Source organism: Bosea sp. F3-2 (assembly GCF_008253865.1).
Classification (GTDB): domain Bacteria; phylum Pseudomonadota; class Alphaproteobacteria; order Rhizobiales; family Beijerinckiaceae; genus Allobosea.
In genome coordinates this window covers 465646-482213 of the sequence record NZ_CP042331.1, presented here as the reverse complement: position 1 = coordinate 482213, position 16568 = coordinate 465646, and the positions used below count along the sequence as shown (strand labels likewise).

General features: G+C 65.9%; 16 protein-coding genes. 1 reads left to right on the top strand and 15 read right to left on the bottom strand.

Annotation, left to right across the window (positions count from 1 at the left end):
• Positions 1-26 precede the first annotated feature (26 nt).
• The 11 genes from lpxB to frr form a co-directional block, all read right to left on the bottom strand.
• Complete coding sequence (lpxB, locus tag FQV39_RS02345; RefSeq protein ID WP_149128841.1) at positions 27-1205, bottom strand: lipid-A-disaccharide synthase; 1179 nt, start codon at positions 1203-1205, stop codon at positions 27-29.
• A complete protein-coding gene (locus FQV39_RS02340; RefSeq protein WP_149128840.1) occupies positions 1205-2056 on the bottom strand; it encodes an LpxI family protein in 852 nt (283 codons plus the stop codon). The genes lpxB and FQV39_RS02340 overlap by 1 nt, the downstream gene beginning before the upstream one ends.
• Positions 2053-2862, bottom strand: a complete 810-nt coding sequence (gene lpxA / locus FQV39_RS02335; protein ID WP_149128839.1) for an acyl-ACP--UDP-N-acetylglucosamine O-acyltransferase — start codon at positions 2860-2862, stop codon at positions 2053-2055. Before lpxA ends, FQV39_RS02340 begins: the two co-directional genes overlap by 4 nt.
• Before the next feature lie 37 nt (positions 2863-2899).
• Positions 2900-3358 carry a 3-hydroxyacyl-ACP dehydratase FabZ gene (gene fabZ / locus FQV39_RS02330; protein ID WP_149128838.1) on the bottom strand — a complete coding sequence of 153 codons (459 nt, stop codon included), beginning with the start codon at positions 3356-3358 and terminating at the stop codon, positions 2900-2902.
• A gap of 207 nt (positions 3359-3565) precedes the next feature.
• Entirely contained in the window at positions 3566-4627 is a 1062-nt protein-coding gene (gene lpxD / locus FQV39_RS02325; protein ID WP_149128837.1) for a UDP-3-O-(3-hydroxymyristoyl)glucosamine N-acyltransferase, read from the bottom strand.
• Positions 4628-4663: 36 nt separating this feature from the next.
• Complete coding sequence (gene bamA, locus FQV39_RS02320; RefSeq protein ID WP_149128836.1) at positions 4664-7180, bottom strand: outer membrane protein assembly factor BamA; 2517 nt, start codon at positions 7178-7180, stop codon at positions 4664-4666.
• Between the two features lie 217 nt (positions 7181-7397).
• Positions 7398-8546 carry an RIP metalloprotease RseP gene (gene rseP / locus FQV39_RS02315; protein WP_149128835.1) on the bottom strand — a complete coding sequence of 383 codons (1149 nt, stop codon included), beginning with the start codon at positions 8544-8546 and terminating at the stop codon, positions 7398-7400.
• Between the two features lie 22 nt (positions 8547-8568).
• Positions 8569-9750 (bottom strand): 1-deoxy-D-xylulose-5-phosphate reductoisomerase, encoded by a 1182-nt coding sequence (gene dxr, locus FQV39_RS02310; protein ID WP_149128834.1) that lies wholly within the window; start codon positions 9748-9750, stop codon positions 8569-8571.
• 4 nt (positions 9751-9754) lie between these two features.
• Positions 9755-10585, bottom strand: coding sequence for a phosphatidate cytidylyltransferase (locus FQV39_RS02305; RefSeq protein WP_149128833.1), 831 nt, complete (start codon positions 10583-10585; stop codon positions 9755-9757).
• On the bottom strand, positions 10582-11340 hold the full coding sequence (locus FQV39_RS02300) for an isoprenyl transferase (protein ID WP_149128832.1): 759 nt from the start codon (positions 11338-11340) through the stop codon (positions 10582-10584). The genes FQV39_RS02305 and FQV39_RS02300 overlap by 4 nt, the downstream gene beginning before the upstream one ends.
• Before the next feature lie 53 nt (positions 11341-11393).
• Positions 11394-11957 (bottom strand): ribosome recycling factor, encoded by a 564-nt coding sequence (gene frr, locus FQV39_RS02295; RefSeq protein WP_149128831.1) that lies wholly within the window; start codon positions 11955-11957, stop codon positions 11394-11396.
• 245 nt (positions 11958-12202) lie between these two features.
• Between frr and FQV39_RS02290 the strand changes: the two genes are divergently transcribed.
• Entirely contained in the window at positions 12203-12616 is a 414-nt protein-coding gene (locus tag FQV39_RS02290) for a VOC family protein (protein WP_149128830.1), read from the top strand.
• A gap of 193 nt (positions 12617-12809) precedes the next feature.
• Here FQV39_RS02290 and pyrH read toward each other — a convergent pair whose 3' ends face one another.
• The 4 genes from pyrH to FQV39_RS02270 form a co-directional block, all read right to left on the bottom strand.
• Complete coding sequence (gene pyrH / locus FQV39_RS02285) at positions 12810-13517, bottom strand: UMP kinase (protein WP_149128829.1); 708 nt, start codon at positions 13515-13517, stop codon at positions 12810-12812.
• 108 nt (positions 13518-13625) lie between these two features.
• Positions 13626-14549, bottom strand: coding sequence for a translation elongation factor Ts (gene tsf / locus FQV39_RS02280; RefSeq protein WP_149128828.1), 924 nt, complete (start codon positions 14547-14549; stop codon positions 13626-13628).
• 178 nt (positions 14550-14727) lie between these two features.
• Positions 14728-15729 carry a 30S ribosomal protein S2 gene (locus FQV39_RS02275; RefSeq protein WP_149128827.1) on the bottom strand — a complete coding sequence of 334 codons (1002 nt, stop codon included), beginning with the start codon at positions 15727-15729 and terminating at the stop codon, positions 14728-14730.
• Positions 15730-15981: 252 nt separating this feature from the next.
• Complete coding sequence (locus FQV39_RS02270; protein ID WP_149128826.1) at positions 15982-16374, bottom strand: pore-forming ESAT-6 family protein; 393 nt, start codon at positions 16372-16374, stop codon at positions 15982-15984.
• Positions 16375-16568: the final 194 nt, after the last annotated feature.

Sequence of the window (16568 nt, the reverse complement as noted above, 5' to 3'; positions counted from 1 at the left end):
CCGTCAAAAGGCCGCTTGATTGAGGCTCAAGCTTCGCGACGGACCTGCGAGGCGACCAGCGCTAACGCCGCTTCGACGGCGTTGGCGGCCGGGCTCGGCCCGGCCGAGCGCATGATGGTCTCAACCTCGGCGAAGCCATCGAGCTGCGCCTGCCGTTCGGGGCCCTCGGCAAGCGCCGCCAGCAAATGCCGGCTCAAGGCCTCCGCCATCGCATCCTCCTGGATGAACTCCGGGACGACGTTCCGACCAAGAATCAGATTCGGCAGGATCACGCTCGGCAGTTTGACGAGCCGTCGGGCTAGCACTGCCTCCCAGCCTGCCCCGCGATAGGCCGCAACCGTCGGCACGCCGGACAAGGCCAATTCGAGCGTCACGGTGCCGGAGGCGGCCAGAGCCGCCCGGGCTTCACGGAAGGCGGCGAGCTTGGCCGCCTCGCCGCTGACGATCTCCGGCGCAACCGACCAGCGCGCCGCCGCCTCCGCGATCATCGGCTGGAGTCGGGCGACGGCCGGCAGAACAAAGCGCGCGCCGGGAACAGCCGCCGCAACCCGTGCGACCGCCTCGCCAAAAACCGGCATCAAATGGTGGATTTCGGAGCGCCGGCTGCCGGGCAGGACCAGCACCTGCGGCTGCACCGCATCATCCCGGGCACCTTGCTCGGCCGGGTTCGGCCGCAATTCGGCGAGGCGCTCCATCAACGGATGGCCGACATAGATCGTCTCAGGACCGCGAAGTCGCGCGAGAGCAGCTGGTTCGAAAGGCAGCAGCGCCAGGATGCGATCGACATGCGGCGCCATGCGACGCGCCCGACCGGAGCGCCAGGCCCAGACGCTTGGGCAAACCCAGTGCGCGATCGGGACGTGAGGGGCCCGCGCGCGAACCTTCTTCGCCACGCGCAGGCAAAAGTCAGGGCTATCGATCGTCAGCAGCAGATCGGGCTGGAAGTCGGCGATCCCACGGGCTGCGTCCTCCATCCGCCGCAGGAGCAGCGGCAGACGCGCAATCACGGGGCCGAAGCCCATCACCGCGATATCGGCTTGCGGAAAGAACGGCAGCAGCCCCGCTTGCGGCAGGCCGTGATCGCCGACGCCGCGCAGCTCGATGGGGCGATCGCCCAATCGCTCGTGCAGGGCCGCCATGAAGCGCAGGGCGAGCGCATCGCCAGAGGCCTCGCCCGCGATGATGGCGAGCTTGAAGGGTCGCATCAGGCGATACCCTCGATGAACAGGCCAAGCTGATCCGCCTGCCGCCCAAGCGCCGCGCGGTCGCCGACCAACACCTCGCCTGCCTTGAGCCCGATGCCCGACAGGCCCGCCTCGGCGATGTTGCGCAGGGTGTCCGGGCCGATGGCCGGCATATCGACGCGGAGATCCTGCCCCATCTTCGGAGCCTTCACGAGAACACCGTCGCCCTTGCCGATCTTGAGGCGTCCCCGCGCGACGAGATCCGCCACGCGCTTGATCATCGCGTCGGTGCCCTCGGCGGCCTCGATCGCGATGACCCGGTGGTCGGCGAGGATCGCCGCCTGGCCGACATCGAACGGCGACAGCGCCGCCAGCAGCGAAAACCCACGCTCGAGCAGGGCCTGCTGCCCGGCCGCCGCCTGCCTGCGGCCGAGCGGCCCTGGCGGTACGGTCAGCTCCGGCGCGATATCCGCCGGGCCATGGACGCAGAAGCCCTGCTCTTCGAAGAAACGGACGACGCCGCGCAAGAGATGGTCGTCGCCACCCTGGAAGGCACGGGCGAAGTAAGGCAGATACTTCAAGGTCGAGGCTTCAGGCCGCAGCGCCCCGAAGCTGGGTCGCGGCAGGCTTCCCAGCATGACGATGTCAGCGATGCCGCGTCGACGCAGCTCACCGAGCAGGCTGCCGAGCTGGCCGAGACGGTAACTCTGCACATCGGCATCGGCGAAAGCAGCAGGGTCGGCCGCGCCTTCCAGCGCCGCGATGAAGGGCCGCTCGCCATGGTCGGCGAGGCTTCGGGCCAATCGGACTGGGTACTCGCCTGCGCCCGCGATCAGCACGAGCGGGCCGCGTGCGGTTCCCGCGGCGCTCACCGCTCCGTCGAAGCGACGTCGTGCGGCATGCAGAGCGCCTTGTCGCCACCTTCCCTGATGAAATCCAGGATCTCGTGGACCAGCGGATGCGAGGCGAACTCGGACGCGACGTCCTCGACCCGCTCGGTCAAGGTTCCTTCATCGGCGAAGAGCAGGCGGTAGGCGCGGCGCAGCTCGTGGATCTGCTCGCGCGTAAAGCCGCGGCGCTTCAGGCCGACGAGATTCAACCCGACAAGGTGGGCGGGGTTGTCGCGTATGGTGCCGAAGGGAATGACATCGCTCAACACTCCCGCGCCGCCGCCGATGAAGGCATGATCGCCGATACGGATGAACTGCTGCAAGCCAGCGCCGCCGCCGACGACGACGAAGTTGCCGACCGTGACATGACCGGCGCACATCACGTTGTTCGAGAAGATGACGTTGTTGCCGAGGCGGCTGTCATGGCCGACATGGCAGTTGGCCAAAAAGAAGCAGCGGTCACCGACGGAGGTCACCATCCCGCCACCTTCCGTGCCTGGATTCATGGTAACGCCCTCGCGGATCTGGCAATCCGCGCCGATGGTGAGCGTCGAAGGCTCTCCCCGGTACTTCACATCCTGCGGCGGATGACCGATCGAGGCGAAGGGATAGATCCGCGTGCGGGGACCGATCGTGGTGCGGCCGGCGACGACGACATGGCTGACGAGCTCGACGCCATCCCCCAGCACGACATCGGGGCCGACCGTGCAGAACGGTCCGATCTGGACCCCCGCCCCGAGCTGGGCCTTGGGATCGACGATCGCCATCGGGTGAATCGAAGAGCTCATCGGCACCGAATCCTGATCTCGCTGCACTGCTGGTGGCTCAGACGACCATTGCCGAAATCTCGGCCTCGGCCACGAGCACGCCCTCCACCCGCGCCTCGCCGCGGTAGAACCAGATGTTGCGCTTGCGGGCGAGCTTGGTGAGGTGGAAGCGCAGCGTGTCGCCCGGGATAACCGGCTTGCGGAACTTGGCCTTATCGATCGTCGTGAACAGGACCGTCTTGACCTCCTGCTCACCTACAGCCCGTGCATTGACAACCAGCACGCCGGCGGTCTGCGCCATGGCTTCGATCATCAGGACGCCCGGAAAAACCGGGTTCTCCGGGAAATGGCCCGTAAACTGCGGCTCATTGACAGTCACGTTCTTGATGCCGACGCCGGATTCGTCGCCGTTGATCTCGACAACCCGATCGACCAGCAGAAAAGGGTAGCGGTGGGGAATGCTGGCCATGATCTTCTGGATGTCGATCACACCCAGCGTCGTCGTCGCCTCGCTCATCGTCTGTCTTCTCCCGGGCCCCGTCCCTGAGCGGCGCCTCGCACTCTCTTCAACACGATCGATTGCGAAAACCGCTTCCGCAATCGGCAGCAATTCCAAAGCGTTCCGCCCGTTTGCCGGAAACCGGGCAGCTTCGGCAACATAAATTTCTCAGCACTGCGAAAGAAGGAACCCAGAGCTTGTTCGCCGCTATCCGGCTGGCCGGCTTCACTCCTCGGGCGTGTCGGATTTCCGGCCGCGCTTGGCGACCAGCGTCTTGAGCAAGGCGCTCTCCCGCGCCCATGCCAGCGCCGGCTGAGCTGGATAGCCGCCATAACGCGAGCCGCGCGGAACATCGCCGGCGACACCGCTCTGAGCGGCAATCTGGGCACCGGCCCCGACCGTGAGATGCCCGGCCAGACCGACCTGGCCGCCGAGCACGACGAAGTCCTCAAGCGTCGAGGAGCCGGCGAGGCCGACCTGAGCACAGATCACGCAATGGCGGCCGATAACGCAGTTATGCCCGATCTGGACAAGGTTATCGATCTTCGTACCTTCGCCGATCACCGTATCGCGGCTGGCGCCGCGATCAATGCAGCTATTGGCGCCGACCTCGACATCATCCTGGATGATGACGCGGCCGACCTGCGGCACCTTCATATGTCCTTTCGGGCTCATGGCGAAACCGAAGCCATCCTGCCCGATGCGGGCGCCGGGATGGATGATCACGCGGTTGCCGATCAGCGCGGACTGGATGGTGCTGCCTGCTCCGATCGAGCAATTGCGGCCGATCCGAACCTGCGGACCAATCACCGCATGCGATGCAACGACGGTGCCTGCTCCGACTTCGGCGCCGGGGCCAATGACGGCGCCAGGGTCGACCGTGACGCCGGGCTCGAGAACCGCCGTGGCATGAACGATGGCTCCGGGCGCCACGCCCTGGGACGCGAACACGGATTCGGGTCGCAAAGCCGTGGGAAAGCACCGCGCCAGAACCTTGGCGAAGGCGTGATACGGCGCAGGCGAGACCAGGGCGACCGTGCCCGCAGGAACGCGGTCGGCGAAGCGCGGCGAAACCAGGCACAGCCCCGCCTTCGTTGCCGCCAGCGCCTCGGTGTATTTGGGATTATCCATATAGGCGAGGTCGGACGGGCCGGCCATTTCCAGGGCCGCCGCCCCCTCGACGCGGCGCGCCGCTTCGGTGCCTGCGGGCAATTGCGCGCCCGAAATGCTTGCGACCTCGCCGAAATCGAGCGAGGCCGCGAAAGGAAAGAAGATGGGATCTGCCATGATGAGGTCCGGAGCGGGGCGCTTGGCCCCGCTGCGTCAGAAGCGGGTGCCGCCCGAGAAGCGGAAGGCCTGCAGACGGTCGCCGCCGTACTTGCCGGCCAAGCCGGTGGCCGGATTCACGCCAAACTGACCGTCGTCCTTGGTCAGAGCATAGGCGTAGTCGAACCGGATCGGACCCAGCGGCGACTGCCAGAGCAAGCTCACACCCACCGACGAGCGCAAGATGTTCTTGTCGCGGATACAACCGACGTTCGACTGGGCAGAGTTCGGCTGAACAAAGACAGCGTACTGACGGGCCGTCGACCCGGCCGGGCAGCCGGCAAAGGCCGGGTTCGTAACAACGCCCGATCCGCCATCATAGTTGAACAGCGTGCCGGCATCGGCGAAGACCGCGCCCCGCAGACCGAGATCGCGCGGCAGACCCCAGATCGGGAACTGCACCTCGACGGTGCCGCCGAAATAGGTGGTGCCACCCACGGCGTTCGCGGTCGGGTCGTTCAGCACGTCGCGCGGACCGATGCCGGACGGCGCGAAACCGCGAACCAGTGTCGGTCCGAGGAAGTAGTGGTCGGCCATCCGCAGATTGCCGCTGGTCGCCTGGACGTGGCCGCCCTGAACGCGGAGGAAGCCGACGACGTCGTCGAAGATCTCGCGATAGTAGCGCGCATCGGCCGCGATACGGAGGAACTTGGAGTCGCCACCGAGGCCGGCGAATTCCGGCTTCAGCTCCGCGATGAAGCCGTTGCGCGGGTTCTGCACGCTGTCGAGCGAATTGTAGTTGAAGTTCAGGCCGACGAGCGAAGTCAGGGTGTCGCCCTGCGCTTCCTTGACCGCCACCGTGGCTTCACCGTTGGTCACGCAGTTATAGAAGTCGGTGGGGCCGCCCGTCGGCGTAATGCCGGGGATCGGGAAGCTACAATCGTTATAGGGGCGATTGGCCTCGTTCGGAATGGTAATATTGGTCTGGTAGAGCGAGTAGCGCGGCGTGATCGAGAACTCTTCCGTGATCGGGAAGGTGAAGCGCAGCTGACCACCCGTCACGCGGCTCTCGAAACGGCCGGTGTTGTAATTGTCGTTGTACTTCGAGAACAGGTCGATGCCGGCCGCCACGCGATAGCCCAGGAAATAGGGCTCGGTGAACGAGAAATCGATGCCCTGCGTGCGCTGGCCGAGCGTGCCCGCGATGCGGACGAACTGACCACGGCCGAGGAAGTTCGACTCCGACAGCGAGACTTCGCCGATGATGCCGTCCGAGGTCGAATAACCGCCGGCGATGGAGAACGAACCGGTCGCCTTGTCCTCGACATCGATGTTGAGGACGACACGATCCGGCGCCGAGCCGGGCTCGTTGGTGATCCGGACCTTGTTGAAGAAGCCGAGATTGTTGAGACGGCGCTCGGCGCGGTCGATCATCACCTTGTTGTAGGCATCGCCCTCACCGAGATCGAGCTCACGGCGAACCACATAGTCGCGGGTGCGGGTGTTGCCGCGCACATTGATGCGCTCGACATAGACCCGCGGCCCTTCGTCGACGACGTAGGTGATGCCGATGGTGCGGCCGGACGCATCGCGATCGCCGCGCGGGCGGACCTGGGCGAAGGCATGGCCGCGACGAGCAACCTCGGTCGTCAGCGCAACCAGCGACTTCTCGACCGCCTCGGCATTGTAGGTATCGCCCGCCGACGTCGCGACGTAGCGCTGAAGCGCCGCCTGATCGATATCGCGCAGCGCGGAATCGACGGCGACGTTGCCGACCTTGTATTGCGGGCCTTCCTCGACCTGGATGTCGACGACCCAACCGCCGGCCGCGTCATCGAAGCGAGCCGTATTGTTGACGACCTGGAAGTCGGCAAAGCCGTTCTTCAGGTAGAAGCGGCGGATGAGGTCGAGATCGGAGCTGATCCGGTCCGGATCGTAGACGTCGGAGGTCTTGATCCAGCTCAGGAAATTCGACTCGGTCGAGCTCATCAGGCCGCGCAGGCGGCTCGACGAATAAGCCGCGTTGCCGCTGAAATTGATCGACTTGATGCCGGTCTTGCCACTCTCGTTGATGGTGAAGACCACGTCCTGGCGACCATTCGGCAGCGGCGCGATGCGGCCGCTGACCGAGGACAGGCCATAGCCGGCGCGGCGATAGGCCTCGCGCAGGCGCTGGACATCGGAATCGATCAGCGCCTGGCTGAGCGGACCGCCGGCCTTGGACTGCACCAGCGGCGCAAGCTGATCGCCCTTGAGGCGACGGTTACCTTCGAAAGCGACGCGGTTGACCGTGCCGTTCTGCTCCTGAACCGTCACGACGGTCTGGGAACCGCGGCGGCTGACCTGAACATTGCTGAACAGGCCGGTGGCGAGAAGGCTCTCGCGAATCTCCTGGGGGTTCTCCCGTCCGGCGGCATAGGAGCGGATGGTCTCCGCATCGACGCGCCGATTGCCGTGGACGACCACAGCCTGCGCAAACGCCACACCACCACTCACGGCCAGCATCAAAGCCGAAAGTCCGATCGATCGAGAGAGCCGCAGTTTGGTCGGCCGGCTCTGTTGGGTCGACGTCATCGGGTCGCCTATTCCATATCTCTGGGTCACCACCCCGAACGGGGACCGCCGTCAGAAGACAGCAGCACGGGGACATTGCGGTTCAATCGCTTCTACAAAGTTTCCAGCAGGGTGCAAACCGCGATCATCGTTAACAAAGGATTTTTAACGATCTCGTTGCGGACGGGCCACGCGGCGTGCCGTGATTTCGCCGCAAAGCGCCACGGATACCCGGATTTCAGAGCATTCCACGCACGTGAACGATGTCGTTCCAGGTCACGAACAACATCAGCATGAGCACCAGGGCAAGCCCCAGCCGGAAGCCGATTTCCTGCGCGCGAGGGCTGAGCGGGCGGCCGCGCAGCGCTTCGTAGAGGTAAAACATCAGGTGGCCGCCATCGAGCATCGGCACCGGCAAAAGATTCATCAGCCCGATCGAAACGGACAGGATCGCCGCGAGATTCATCAGCCCGAGCAGGCCGCCACTGGAAGCGACGAGGCCGGAAACCTGGGCGATCCGAATCGGACCGGAGAGCTGGTCGGTGGATTCGCGCCCCTTCAGCAGCTTCGCGATATAGTCGTAGGTGCGGGTGACGACGAACCAGGTCTCGGAAACGCCCATCCGCAGGGAATCGATCACGCCGAAGCGCTGCGTCGTCCAATCTTCGGGCTTCGGCGAGGCCCTGACTCCGATGACGCCGATGCGCTGCGTCCCGACCGGCGTCTTGAGCTCGGACAGAGCCGGCGTGACCGGCAGATTCAGCGTGCTGCCGCTGCGATCCACCGTGACCGTCAGACGCTCCTCCGGCCGGGTGGAAATGATGCGCTGCATCTCGGAGAAGCTGTCGACCTTGTGCCCGTCGATCGCAATGACGATGTCGCCGGCCTTGAGCCCGGCAGTCTCTGCAACACTCCCGGCCACGACGGCGTCGACGCGCGGGATCAGCACCTGCTTGCCGAACAAGAAGATCGTTCCGGCGAAGATCATGATCGCCAGCAGGAAATTGGCGATCGGGCCGGCAGCGACGATGGCTGCGCGTTCACCGATCGACTGTGCCGGAAGCGAGCGGGCGCGCTCCTCGGGCGTCATCCGTTGCACGGCCGCGTCATCGGGGGCGCTCGCAGCATCCGCGTCGCCCGAGAATTTCACATACCCGCCGAGCGGAATCAGCGCGAAACGCCAGCGCGTACCGTGGCGATCGGTGAAGCCGAACAACTCCCGCCCGAAGCCGATCGAGAACGTCTGCACGTCGACGCCGCACCAGCGGCCGACGAGAAAATGTCCAAGCTCGTGGACGAAGACGACGAGGGTGAGAACGAACAGGAACGGCACCAGATAGCCCAGCGCGAAATGCCCGGCATTCCAAAGTGACGCCGCAAATTCCATCGAACTCTCCCGTTCCTCGTCCTTAGGTGGCAGTGAACGGCGCTTGCGACAAGAGCGAGGCGGCCCGGCGTCTGGAATCTTGGTCAACGGCCAGCGCGGCCGCGACATCGCGCGGGGGTTCTCTTGCCGCAGGCATGGCTGCGCAGACCGCCTCGACAAGCGCGGGGATTCCGGCAAAGCGCAGCCGCCCGGCCAGAAATGCTGCAACGGCCACTTCATTCGCAGCGTTGAGCACGGCGGGCATGGCTCCCCCTTCGCGCAATGCAGCCATCGCAAGGCCGAGCGCCGGAAACCGGTCGAGGTCCGGTCTCTCGAAGCTCAGCGGTGCCGAGGTCGCAAGATCGAGGAACCGGGCTGGCGGCGCATCGAGGCGGCCATCGATGCCGAGACAATGGGCCGCAGCAACCCGCATATCCGGCAAGGCCATGCCGGCACTCACCGAACCGTCCCGGAACGTGACCAGCCCGTGTACGATTTGCTGCGGGTGGACAAGGACGTCGAGTTGATCGGCTTCCAGCCCGAACAGGAAGCGGGCCTCGATCAGCTCGAGCCCCTTGTTCATCATGCTTGCGGAATCGACGGTGATCTTGGCACCCATCGCATAATTCGGATGCTTCAGCGCCTGCTCGGGTCCGGCCGCAGCGATCCGCTCCGCGCTCCAGGTCCGGAAAGGACCACCCGACGCAGTCAGGGTCATGCTGTGGACCGCGGAGAGAGGCTCCGTCCCGAGAACCTGGAACAGCGCGTTATGTTCGGAATCGAGCGGCAACAGACGCGCATCGACCTGGGCAGCCCGGGTCATGACGGCCTCGCCGGCGCAAACCAGGCTTTCCTTGTTGGCGAGCGCGATTGTTCGCCCGGGCAAAAGCGCGGCGAAAGTCGCCTCCAGCCCCGCCGCGCCTGAAATCGCGCTGACGACGATATCGGCGGGACGCGCCACGGCCTCCAGCACGGCCGTTCGCCCTGCCCCGCTCGCAACACCCGTGCCCGCCAGCGCCTCCCGCAATGCCGGGCCACCAGCCTCGTCCGCCAATGCGGCGAAGGAGGCTCCCGTTTCGATCGCGACGTGCGCCAGCGCCGTTGCATCCCGGCCGCCGACAACCGTTCGGATCGCCAGCCGCTCCGGGTTTTCCGAGACGATGTCGCGAACCGAACGTCCGACGGAGCCGGTCGCTCCGAGAAGGGTGACTGTACGAAGCGGCATCGGCTCAGATGTTGAGATGGATCGCGAAAAGCGCAAGCCCGGCCAGCACGAGGAAAGCCCAGTAGCCGTCAAGCCGGTCGAGAAAACCGCCATGCCCGGGGATCAGCTTGCTTGAATCCTTGGTATCGAAGCGGCGCTTCAGCGCGGACTCGAACAAATCGCCCGCCTGGCTGACAATCGATCCGGCCAGCGATGCGGCAATGACCGGACCGGCTGCAGTCAGCCCTTCGAAAGCCGGCGACAGTCGCCAGACCAGATAGCCGCCGATCGTCCCGGCCACGGCACCGCCAAGCGCGCCGGACCAGGTCTTCTTCGGACTGACGCTCGGCATCAGCTTGGGGCCGCCAAGGCTGCGACCCGTGAAATAGGCGGCGATGTCCGTGAGCCAGACCACCGCGAAGCTCCACAGGATAAGAGCCAGCCCGATGCCCGGCAAATCGCGCATGGCCGGCGTGACGAGCGCAAAGGCGAGTGCATAGGCGACGCCGCAGAGTTCCAGTGCGAGGCGAGAGCGCACGAAAGGCGTGGCCAGCGCACCCAGCAGCGCCGCCGCGGCTGCCGTGCCTGCCAGCGCGGCCGGGCTCGCTGGGGAGAAGGCCAGGGCGAGACCGGCGACGACCACGCCGATGCCAGCCGGAACCGCATTGGCCCGGCTGACGATGGCCAGCCATTCATAGGCCACGACGCCTGCGACCAGGATCCAGATCAGACGAAACGGCCAGCCGCCCCAGACCGTCGCAAGCAGGATCAGCGCGGCGAGCACGAGCGCCGAGACGACCCGGAGCTTCAGCTCGCCCGGGCCCGGTCGCGGCGCAGTAGGGACGGGCCCATTCACGCGACGCCCACGCTGCGGTCAGCGGGAGCGGACACGCCGCCGAAGCGGCGCTCGCGCTGCCGATATTGCGCCAGAGCGTCCTCGAAGACGGCACGATCGAAATCCGGCCACATCACCGGCACGAAGACGAACTCGGCATAGGCCGCCTGCCACAGCAGGAAATTGGAGATGCGCGTCTCACCCGAGGTGCGGATCACCAGCTCGGGATCGGGCAGGTCGTGCGTGTCGAGATGGCCGGCAATCGCAGCTTCGTCGATTGCGGCCGGGTCGATGCGCCCCGCCGCCGCATCCGCGGCAAGGCGCCGCGCCACGCGCACGATCTCGTCGCGCGAGCCGTAGTTGAAGGCGATGACCAGAACGAGGCCGGTATTGGCACGGGTGCTGGCCTCGGCATGTTCGACCAGACGGCGCAGATCAGCGGCAAGGTTCTCGCGATTGCCGATGATGCGGACCCTGACATTGGCCGCCGACAGCTCGGCCAGATCCTTCTCGACGAAATGCTTGAGCAGCCCCATCAGGAAGGAAACTTCCGCAAAGGGGCGGCGCCAGTTCTCGGTCGAGAAACTGTAGAGGGTCAGGACCGAAATGCCGAGATCGCTGGCATTGCGAACGGCGCGCCGCAACGCCTCCAGCCCGCGGCGATGGCCCTCCTGCCGCGGCAGACCCCGCATCTGCGCCCAGCGTCCATTGCCGTCCATGATGATGGCGACATGGGCCGGGTTGGGCACATCTGCCTCGCTCTGACCGGATGACATACGGATGAGCCTCGCTCGGCCGGAAAAGCGCGGGGCTCGCCCCGCGCCAGGGATCAGACGTGCAGGATTTCCTTTTCCTTCGCCGCGAGCGCCTGATCGATCTCGGCGATGTGCTGGTCGGTCGCCTTCTGGACCAGATCGGACTGGCGGGCGGCGTCGTCCTTGGTCATGTCACCGTCCTTCTCGAGCTTCTTGACGACGTCAAGCCCGTCGCGGCGGACATGGCGGACGGACACCTTGGCGTCCTCGGCGTATTTGTGGGCGACCTTGACCATCTCCTTGCGGCGCTGCTCGTTCAGCTCCGGGATGCGGATGCGCATCACCTGGCCCTCGGTCTGGGGATTGAGGCCGAGATCGGATTCGCGGATCGCCTTGTCGACGGCGTTCACCATCGAGCGGTCCCAGACCTGGACACTCAGCAGGCGCGGCTCCGGCACGCTCACGGTGGCGAGCTGGCTGAGCGGCGTGCGGGCGCCATAGGCCTCGACATGGATCGGGTCGAGCATGTTGGCCGAAGCACGGCCGGAACGCAGCGAGGCGAGATCGCTCTTGAAGGACTGCACGGCACCAGCCATGCGGCGCTTGAGGTCGGCGAGGTCGAACGTCGTCTGGGCCATTTCAATCAGGACCTTGCAGATAATCCAAAATCGGCGCGACCATGGCGGCGAGGCCGCGCAGGGTCAAGAATTACATGCTCGAACAGCATGTTCCCCGAGACTGGGCAAGGGAAAAGCGGTCGGTCGAGCTGGATCATAGCGAAGCGGCGGGACAGGTTGGTCCGCTGCCTCAAGATACATAAATCAGTTTAGAGGCTTGCGAGGCCGCAAGCCAGCACCGCCGGCAAAGAACCACGGAGAAAAACGTGCCCCGCCTGAACCGCATCGTCGAGACCGCGCTCTATGTCGACGATCTCGGCCGCGCCCGCGATTTCTATGAAGGCAAGCTCGGCCTTACGCCCCTGCTCAAGACGAAGACCCTCTTCGCCTATGATGTCGGTGGCGCGAGCGTGCTGCTGCTGTTCCTGCGCGGGGCATCGTTGCAGACCCAGCGCTCCGAGAATGGCAGCATTCCGCCGCATGACGGCAGCGGTTCGCTGCACATCGCCTTTGCCATCGATGCTGAAGAGCTAGCCGCCTGGGAGGCGAAGCTGGATCGGCTCGGCATCGCCGTCGAAGGGCGCATGCATTGGGATCGCGGCGGCAAGAGCCTCTATTTCCGCGACCCCGACGGGCATCTGCTCGAATTGATGACGCCCGGTCTCTGGCGGACCTATTAAGCTCCGCTCGCATCGGGCCGCCTTGCGAGGAGCGACGCAGGCCGTCATTGCGAGCGCAGCGAAGCAATCCAGGAGGACTGGGTGGAACGGTTCAGCCCAGTCCCCCTGGATTGCTTCGTCGCTTCGCTCCTCGCAATGACGGCCTGAGGCGCGCTGCCAAAAGAGCCGACAGGCTCCGGCGCGGCGACGCCCCTCAGGGCGTTACGTAGGTCGCCCTGCCCTCGCCGCGCAGCACGGCAGCGAGCGCGCCCTTCTCGGCGATCGAGAAGACGACGATGGTCAGGCTCGCATCGCGAGCGAGCGCGAAGGCAGCCGTATCCATCACCTTGAGGTCGCGCTTGATCGCATCCTCATGGGTCAGCGTGTCGTAACGGGTCGCAGTCGGATCCGTCTTCGGGTCGGCGCTGTAGACGCCGTCGACCTGCGTCGCCTTGAGCAGATGGCTGCAGCCGAGCTCGGCCGCACGCAGGGCCGCGCCTGTATCGGTGGTGAAGTACGGGTTGCCGGTGCCGCCGCCGAGGATGACGACCTTGCCATTGCTGAGATGGTCGAGCGCGCGCTTGCGGGCATAGCTCTCGCAGAGCGACGGCATCGGCACCGCCGACATGGCGCGCGCCGGCGCACCGGCCGCCTCGATGGCGTGCTCCAGTGCGAGCGCATTCATCACCGTGCCGAGCATGCCGATCGAATCGGCCGTGGTGCGGTCGAGCCCCTTGGTAAGCCCCTGCACGCCGCGGAAGAAGTTGCCGCCGCCGACGACGATGCCGACCTCGACACCCTCGCGCGAGGCATGGGCGATATCGGCGGCAAGCTCGGTCAGGGTCACGCCGTCGAGGCCGGATCCCTGCGGCCCGGCAAGGGCTTCGCCGGAGAGCTTCACGAGAACGCGTTGGGGTCTCATCGATGTCTCTCCGTCTTGCTGGGGCCGGCCGCGATTCGACGCAGCCCTATCTTCCTACAAAAAAGGCCGCGCAATGCGCGGCCTTTCTGTCATTCATATCGGAGCTTGTCAGCCCGTGGTGCCGCCGGCGGCAGCGACCTCGGCCGCGAAGTCCTGCTCTTCCTTCTCGATGCCCTCGCCGAGCGCGAAGCGGGCAAAGCCGGTCAGCTTGACCGGGGCGCCGACCTTGCCCTCGATCTCCTTGAGGACCTGCGAGACCGACTTCGAGCCGTCATGGATATAGGCCTGCTCCAGCAGGCAATATTCCTTGGCGTAGCTCTTCAGGCCGCTTTCGGTGATCTTCTCGAGCACATGGGCCGGCTTGCCGGCGTTCTTCTCGGCCAGGATCGCCTTCTCGCGCTCCAGAACCTCCGGGGCGACCGAAGCGAGGTCGAGCGCAACCGGGTTGGTCGCCGCGACGTGCATGGCGAGCTGGCGGCCGAGCGTGGCGAGCTCGTCCGACTTAGCCGTCGACTCCAGCGCGACGATGACGCCGATCTTGCCGAGGCCGTCGGCGATCGCGCCGTGGACATAGGAGCCGATCACGCCCGCGGAGACCTTGAGCGAGGACACGCGGCGCAGCGTCATGTTCTCGCCGATGGTCGCGATGGCGTTGGCAATCGCCTCCTGCACGGTGCCGCCGCCCGGATAGTGATGGCCGAGCAGCGCCTCGACGTCGCCGCCGCGCTCGAGCGCGACATCGGCGATGGTCTTGGAGAGCGCCTGGAACTCGGGGTTGCGCGCGACGAAATCGGTCTCGGAGTTGACCTCGACGACGACGCCCTCATGGCCCTGCACCGCAACGGCGACGAGGCCTTCGGCGGCGACGCGGCCGGCCTTCTTGGCGGCCTTCGACAGGCCCTTGGCGCGCAGCCAGTCGACGGCGGCCTCCATGTTGCCGTCGGTCGCCGAAAGGGCGGTCTTGCAGTCCATCATGCCCGCGCCGGTCTTGTCGCGGAGTTCCTTCACCATCGCGGCGGTGATCGCTGCCATCTGTCCTGTCCTTGCTGTCGGTGCGGCGCATGCCCGGAGGGCCGGCCGCGGATCGGAGTGTCCGGACGCCTTATGGGGAAACGCCGACGCTCCGTTTCCGGTCGTCGGCGCTTATTGGCGTCAAATCGAGAGCCTGATTGCGACGCGCCGATGACGCGCCGCCATCACGCAGCCTGCATCAGGCGTCGGCGAGCTCGCGCGCCTGGGCAACCCAGCCCTCGCGCTCGATCTTGCCACCGAGCTTGAGATCGTGATCGACCTTGGTCACGTCGGCCGGCGACATCGCCGCGATCTGCCAGAAGTGGAAGATGCCGCCGTCGTTCAGCTTCTGCACCGCGTCCGGGCCCATGCCGGAGAGCTTGGTCAGATCGTCCGGGGCGCCGCGCGGGGCGGTCAGCGTCTCGAAGACCTGATGGCCTTCGGCGGCCGGCTCGAGAGCCTCCTCGACGACCGGAGCCTCGGCGGCACCGACGTCGATGCCCTGGTCGCCCGAGGCGCGGCCGATGCCGTCGATCGCCGCGCGGGCGATCAGGTCGCAGTAGAGCTGGATGGCGCGGCCGGCGTCGTCATTGGCCGGGACCGGGAAGGTGATGCCGTCCGGATCCGAGTTCGAGTCGACGATCGCGGCAACGGGGATGCCGAGGCGCTGAGCCTCCTTGATCGCCAGCTGCTCCTTGTTGGTGTCGATCACGAAGATCATGTCGGGGGTGCCGCCCATATCCTTGATGCCGCCGAGCGCCTTCTCGAGCTTGTCGCGCTCACGCGACAGCATCAGGCGCTCCTTCTTGGTCAGGCCGGTGCCGCCGCCGTTGAGCAGCTCGTCGACCTTGCGCAGGCGCTGGATCGAAGCCGAGATGGTCTTCCAGTTGGTCAGCATGCCGCCGAGCCAGCGGGAGTTGACGTAGTACTGGGCCGAGCGCTTGGCGGCGTCAGCGATCGAGTCCTGCGCCTGGCGCTTGGTGCCGACGAACAGGACGCGGCCGCCGCGGGCGACGGTGTCCGAGACCGCCTGCAGGGCGCGATGCAGCATCGGCACCGACTGCGACAGGTCGAGGATGTGGATGTTGTTGCGGACGCCGAAGATGAACGGCGACATCTTCGGGTTCCAGCGATGGGACTGGTGGCCGAAGTGGGCACCGGCCTCGAGGAGCTGGCGCATGGAGAAATCAGGCAAAGCCATGGTATTCTTGTCCTTCCGGTTGAGCCTCTGGAGTGCGAATGAACAAGGCATGAGCTGCCGCGTCACCGGAACGCCTCGGAAGCGAGGCGGTGCACTCCATGTGGGATGGGCTGCGCCTTACTAGGGATGGCGCCATATTGCAAGTCGCCGAGGCCAAGAAAATCCGGCTCGACTTGTGAAAATCCCGCGCGAAACGACGCGCGGGACGATTGATCGATCATTCTGGTGCGGGCGGGAGATCCGCGCCCGTCGTCAGTTCGGCAGCTTGGCGCCCATCTGCTTCACGAGATCGCCGATCTGCTTGCAATAGGCGGCCGGCGTTCCGTTCTGCGCCTTGGCGATCACCTCGATGTTCTGCTCCATGCCCATGGCCGAGATCGTGCCCTTGCGGCCCGCGGCTTCCGCCGCATCGCCGCCGCTGGCGTCGACCGGCGCGGGAATGAGCGCGATCAGCTTCTTCTGGGCCTCACCGGCGGAAGCGTCGATATGGCCCTTCTCGGCGCAATAGCCGAGAATGCCGAGCTGATTGCGAGCTGCCTGATAGGCGACCTTCAACTGGTCTGCCTGCGTCTGGGCGAAGGATGGAGCGGCGGACGCCAGAACAGCGGCGGCCGACGCGGCGATCAACGACTTATAAAAGATCATATTGGATATCCTCGGACTATTATGATCCCAAGCATGCCACCATGCTCGCCCCCACCCGCATTCTGACTAGCCTCTGCGTCCACCTTCCTCAACCTGCGACAATGCAGGCCGGGCAGGACGTCGACTGTGGGCATGGACATCGGCGAACCCTCGCCCGCCTATCGCGCGGCCGCCCTTCCCCGCACGCAGAGACG

Coding starts and splice junctions, on each gene's coding strand:
- lpxB (WP_149128841.1), bottom strand. CDS start 1,205: ATGCGACCCTTCAAGCTCGCCATCATCGCGGGCGAGGCCTCTGGCGAT.
- lpxA (WP_149128839.1), bottom strand. CDS start 2,862: ATGAGCTCTTCGATTCACCCGATGGCGATCGTCGATCCCAAGGCCCAG.
- fabZ (WP_149128838.1), bottom strand. CDS start 3,358: ATGAGCGAGGCGACGACGACGCTGGGTGTGATCGACATCCAGAAGATC.
- lpxD (WP_149128837.1), bottom strand. CDS start 4,627: ATGGCAGATCCCATCTTCTTTCCTTTCGCGGCCTCGCTCGATTTCGGC.
- bamA (WP_149128836.1), bottom strand. CDS start 7,180: ATGACGTCGACCCAACAGAGCCGGCCGACCAAACTGCGGCTCTCTCGA.
- rseP (WP_149128835.1), bottom strand. CDS start 8,546: ATGGAATTTGCGGCGTCACTTTGGAATGCCGGGCATTTCGCGCTGGGC.
- dxr (WP_149128834.1), bottom strand. CDS start 9,750: ATGCCGCTTCGTACAGTCACCCTTCTCGGAGCGACCGGCTCCGTCGGA.
- FQV39_RS02300 (WP_149128832.1), bottom strand. CDS start 11,340: ATGTCATCCGGTCAGAGCGAGGCAGATGTGCCCAACCCGGCCCATGTC.
- frr (WP_149128831.1), bottom strand. CDS start 11,957: ATGGCCCAGACGACGTTCGACCTCGCCGACCTCAAGCGCCGCATGGCT.
- pyrH (WP_149128829.1), bottom strand. CDS start 13,517: ATGAGACCCCAACGCGTTCTCGTGAAGCTCTCCGGCGAAGCCCTTGCC.
- tsf (WP_149128828.1), bottom strand. CDS start 14,549: ATGGCAGCGATCACCGCCGCGATGGTGAAGGAACTCCGCGACAAGACC.
- FQV39_RS02275 (WP_149128827.1), bottom strand. CDS start 15,729: ATGGCTTTGCCTGATTTCTCCATGCGCCAGCTCCTCGAGGCCGGTGCC.
- FQV39_RS02270 (WP_149128826.1), bottom strand. CDS start 16,374: ATGATCTTTTATAAGTCGTTGATCGCCGCGTCGGCCGCCGCTGTTCTG.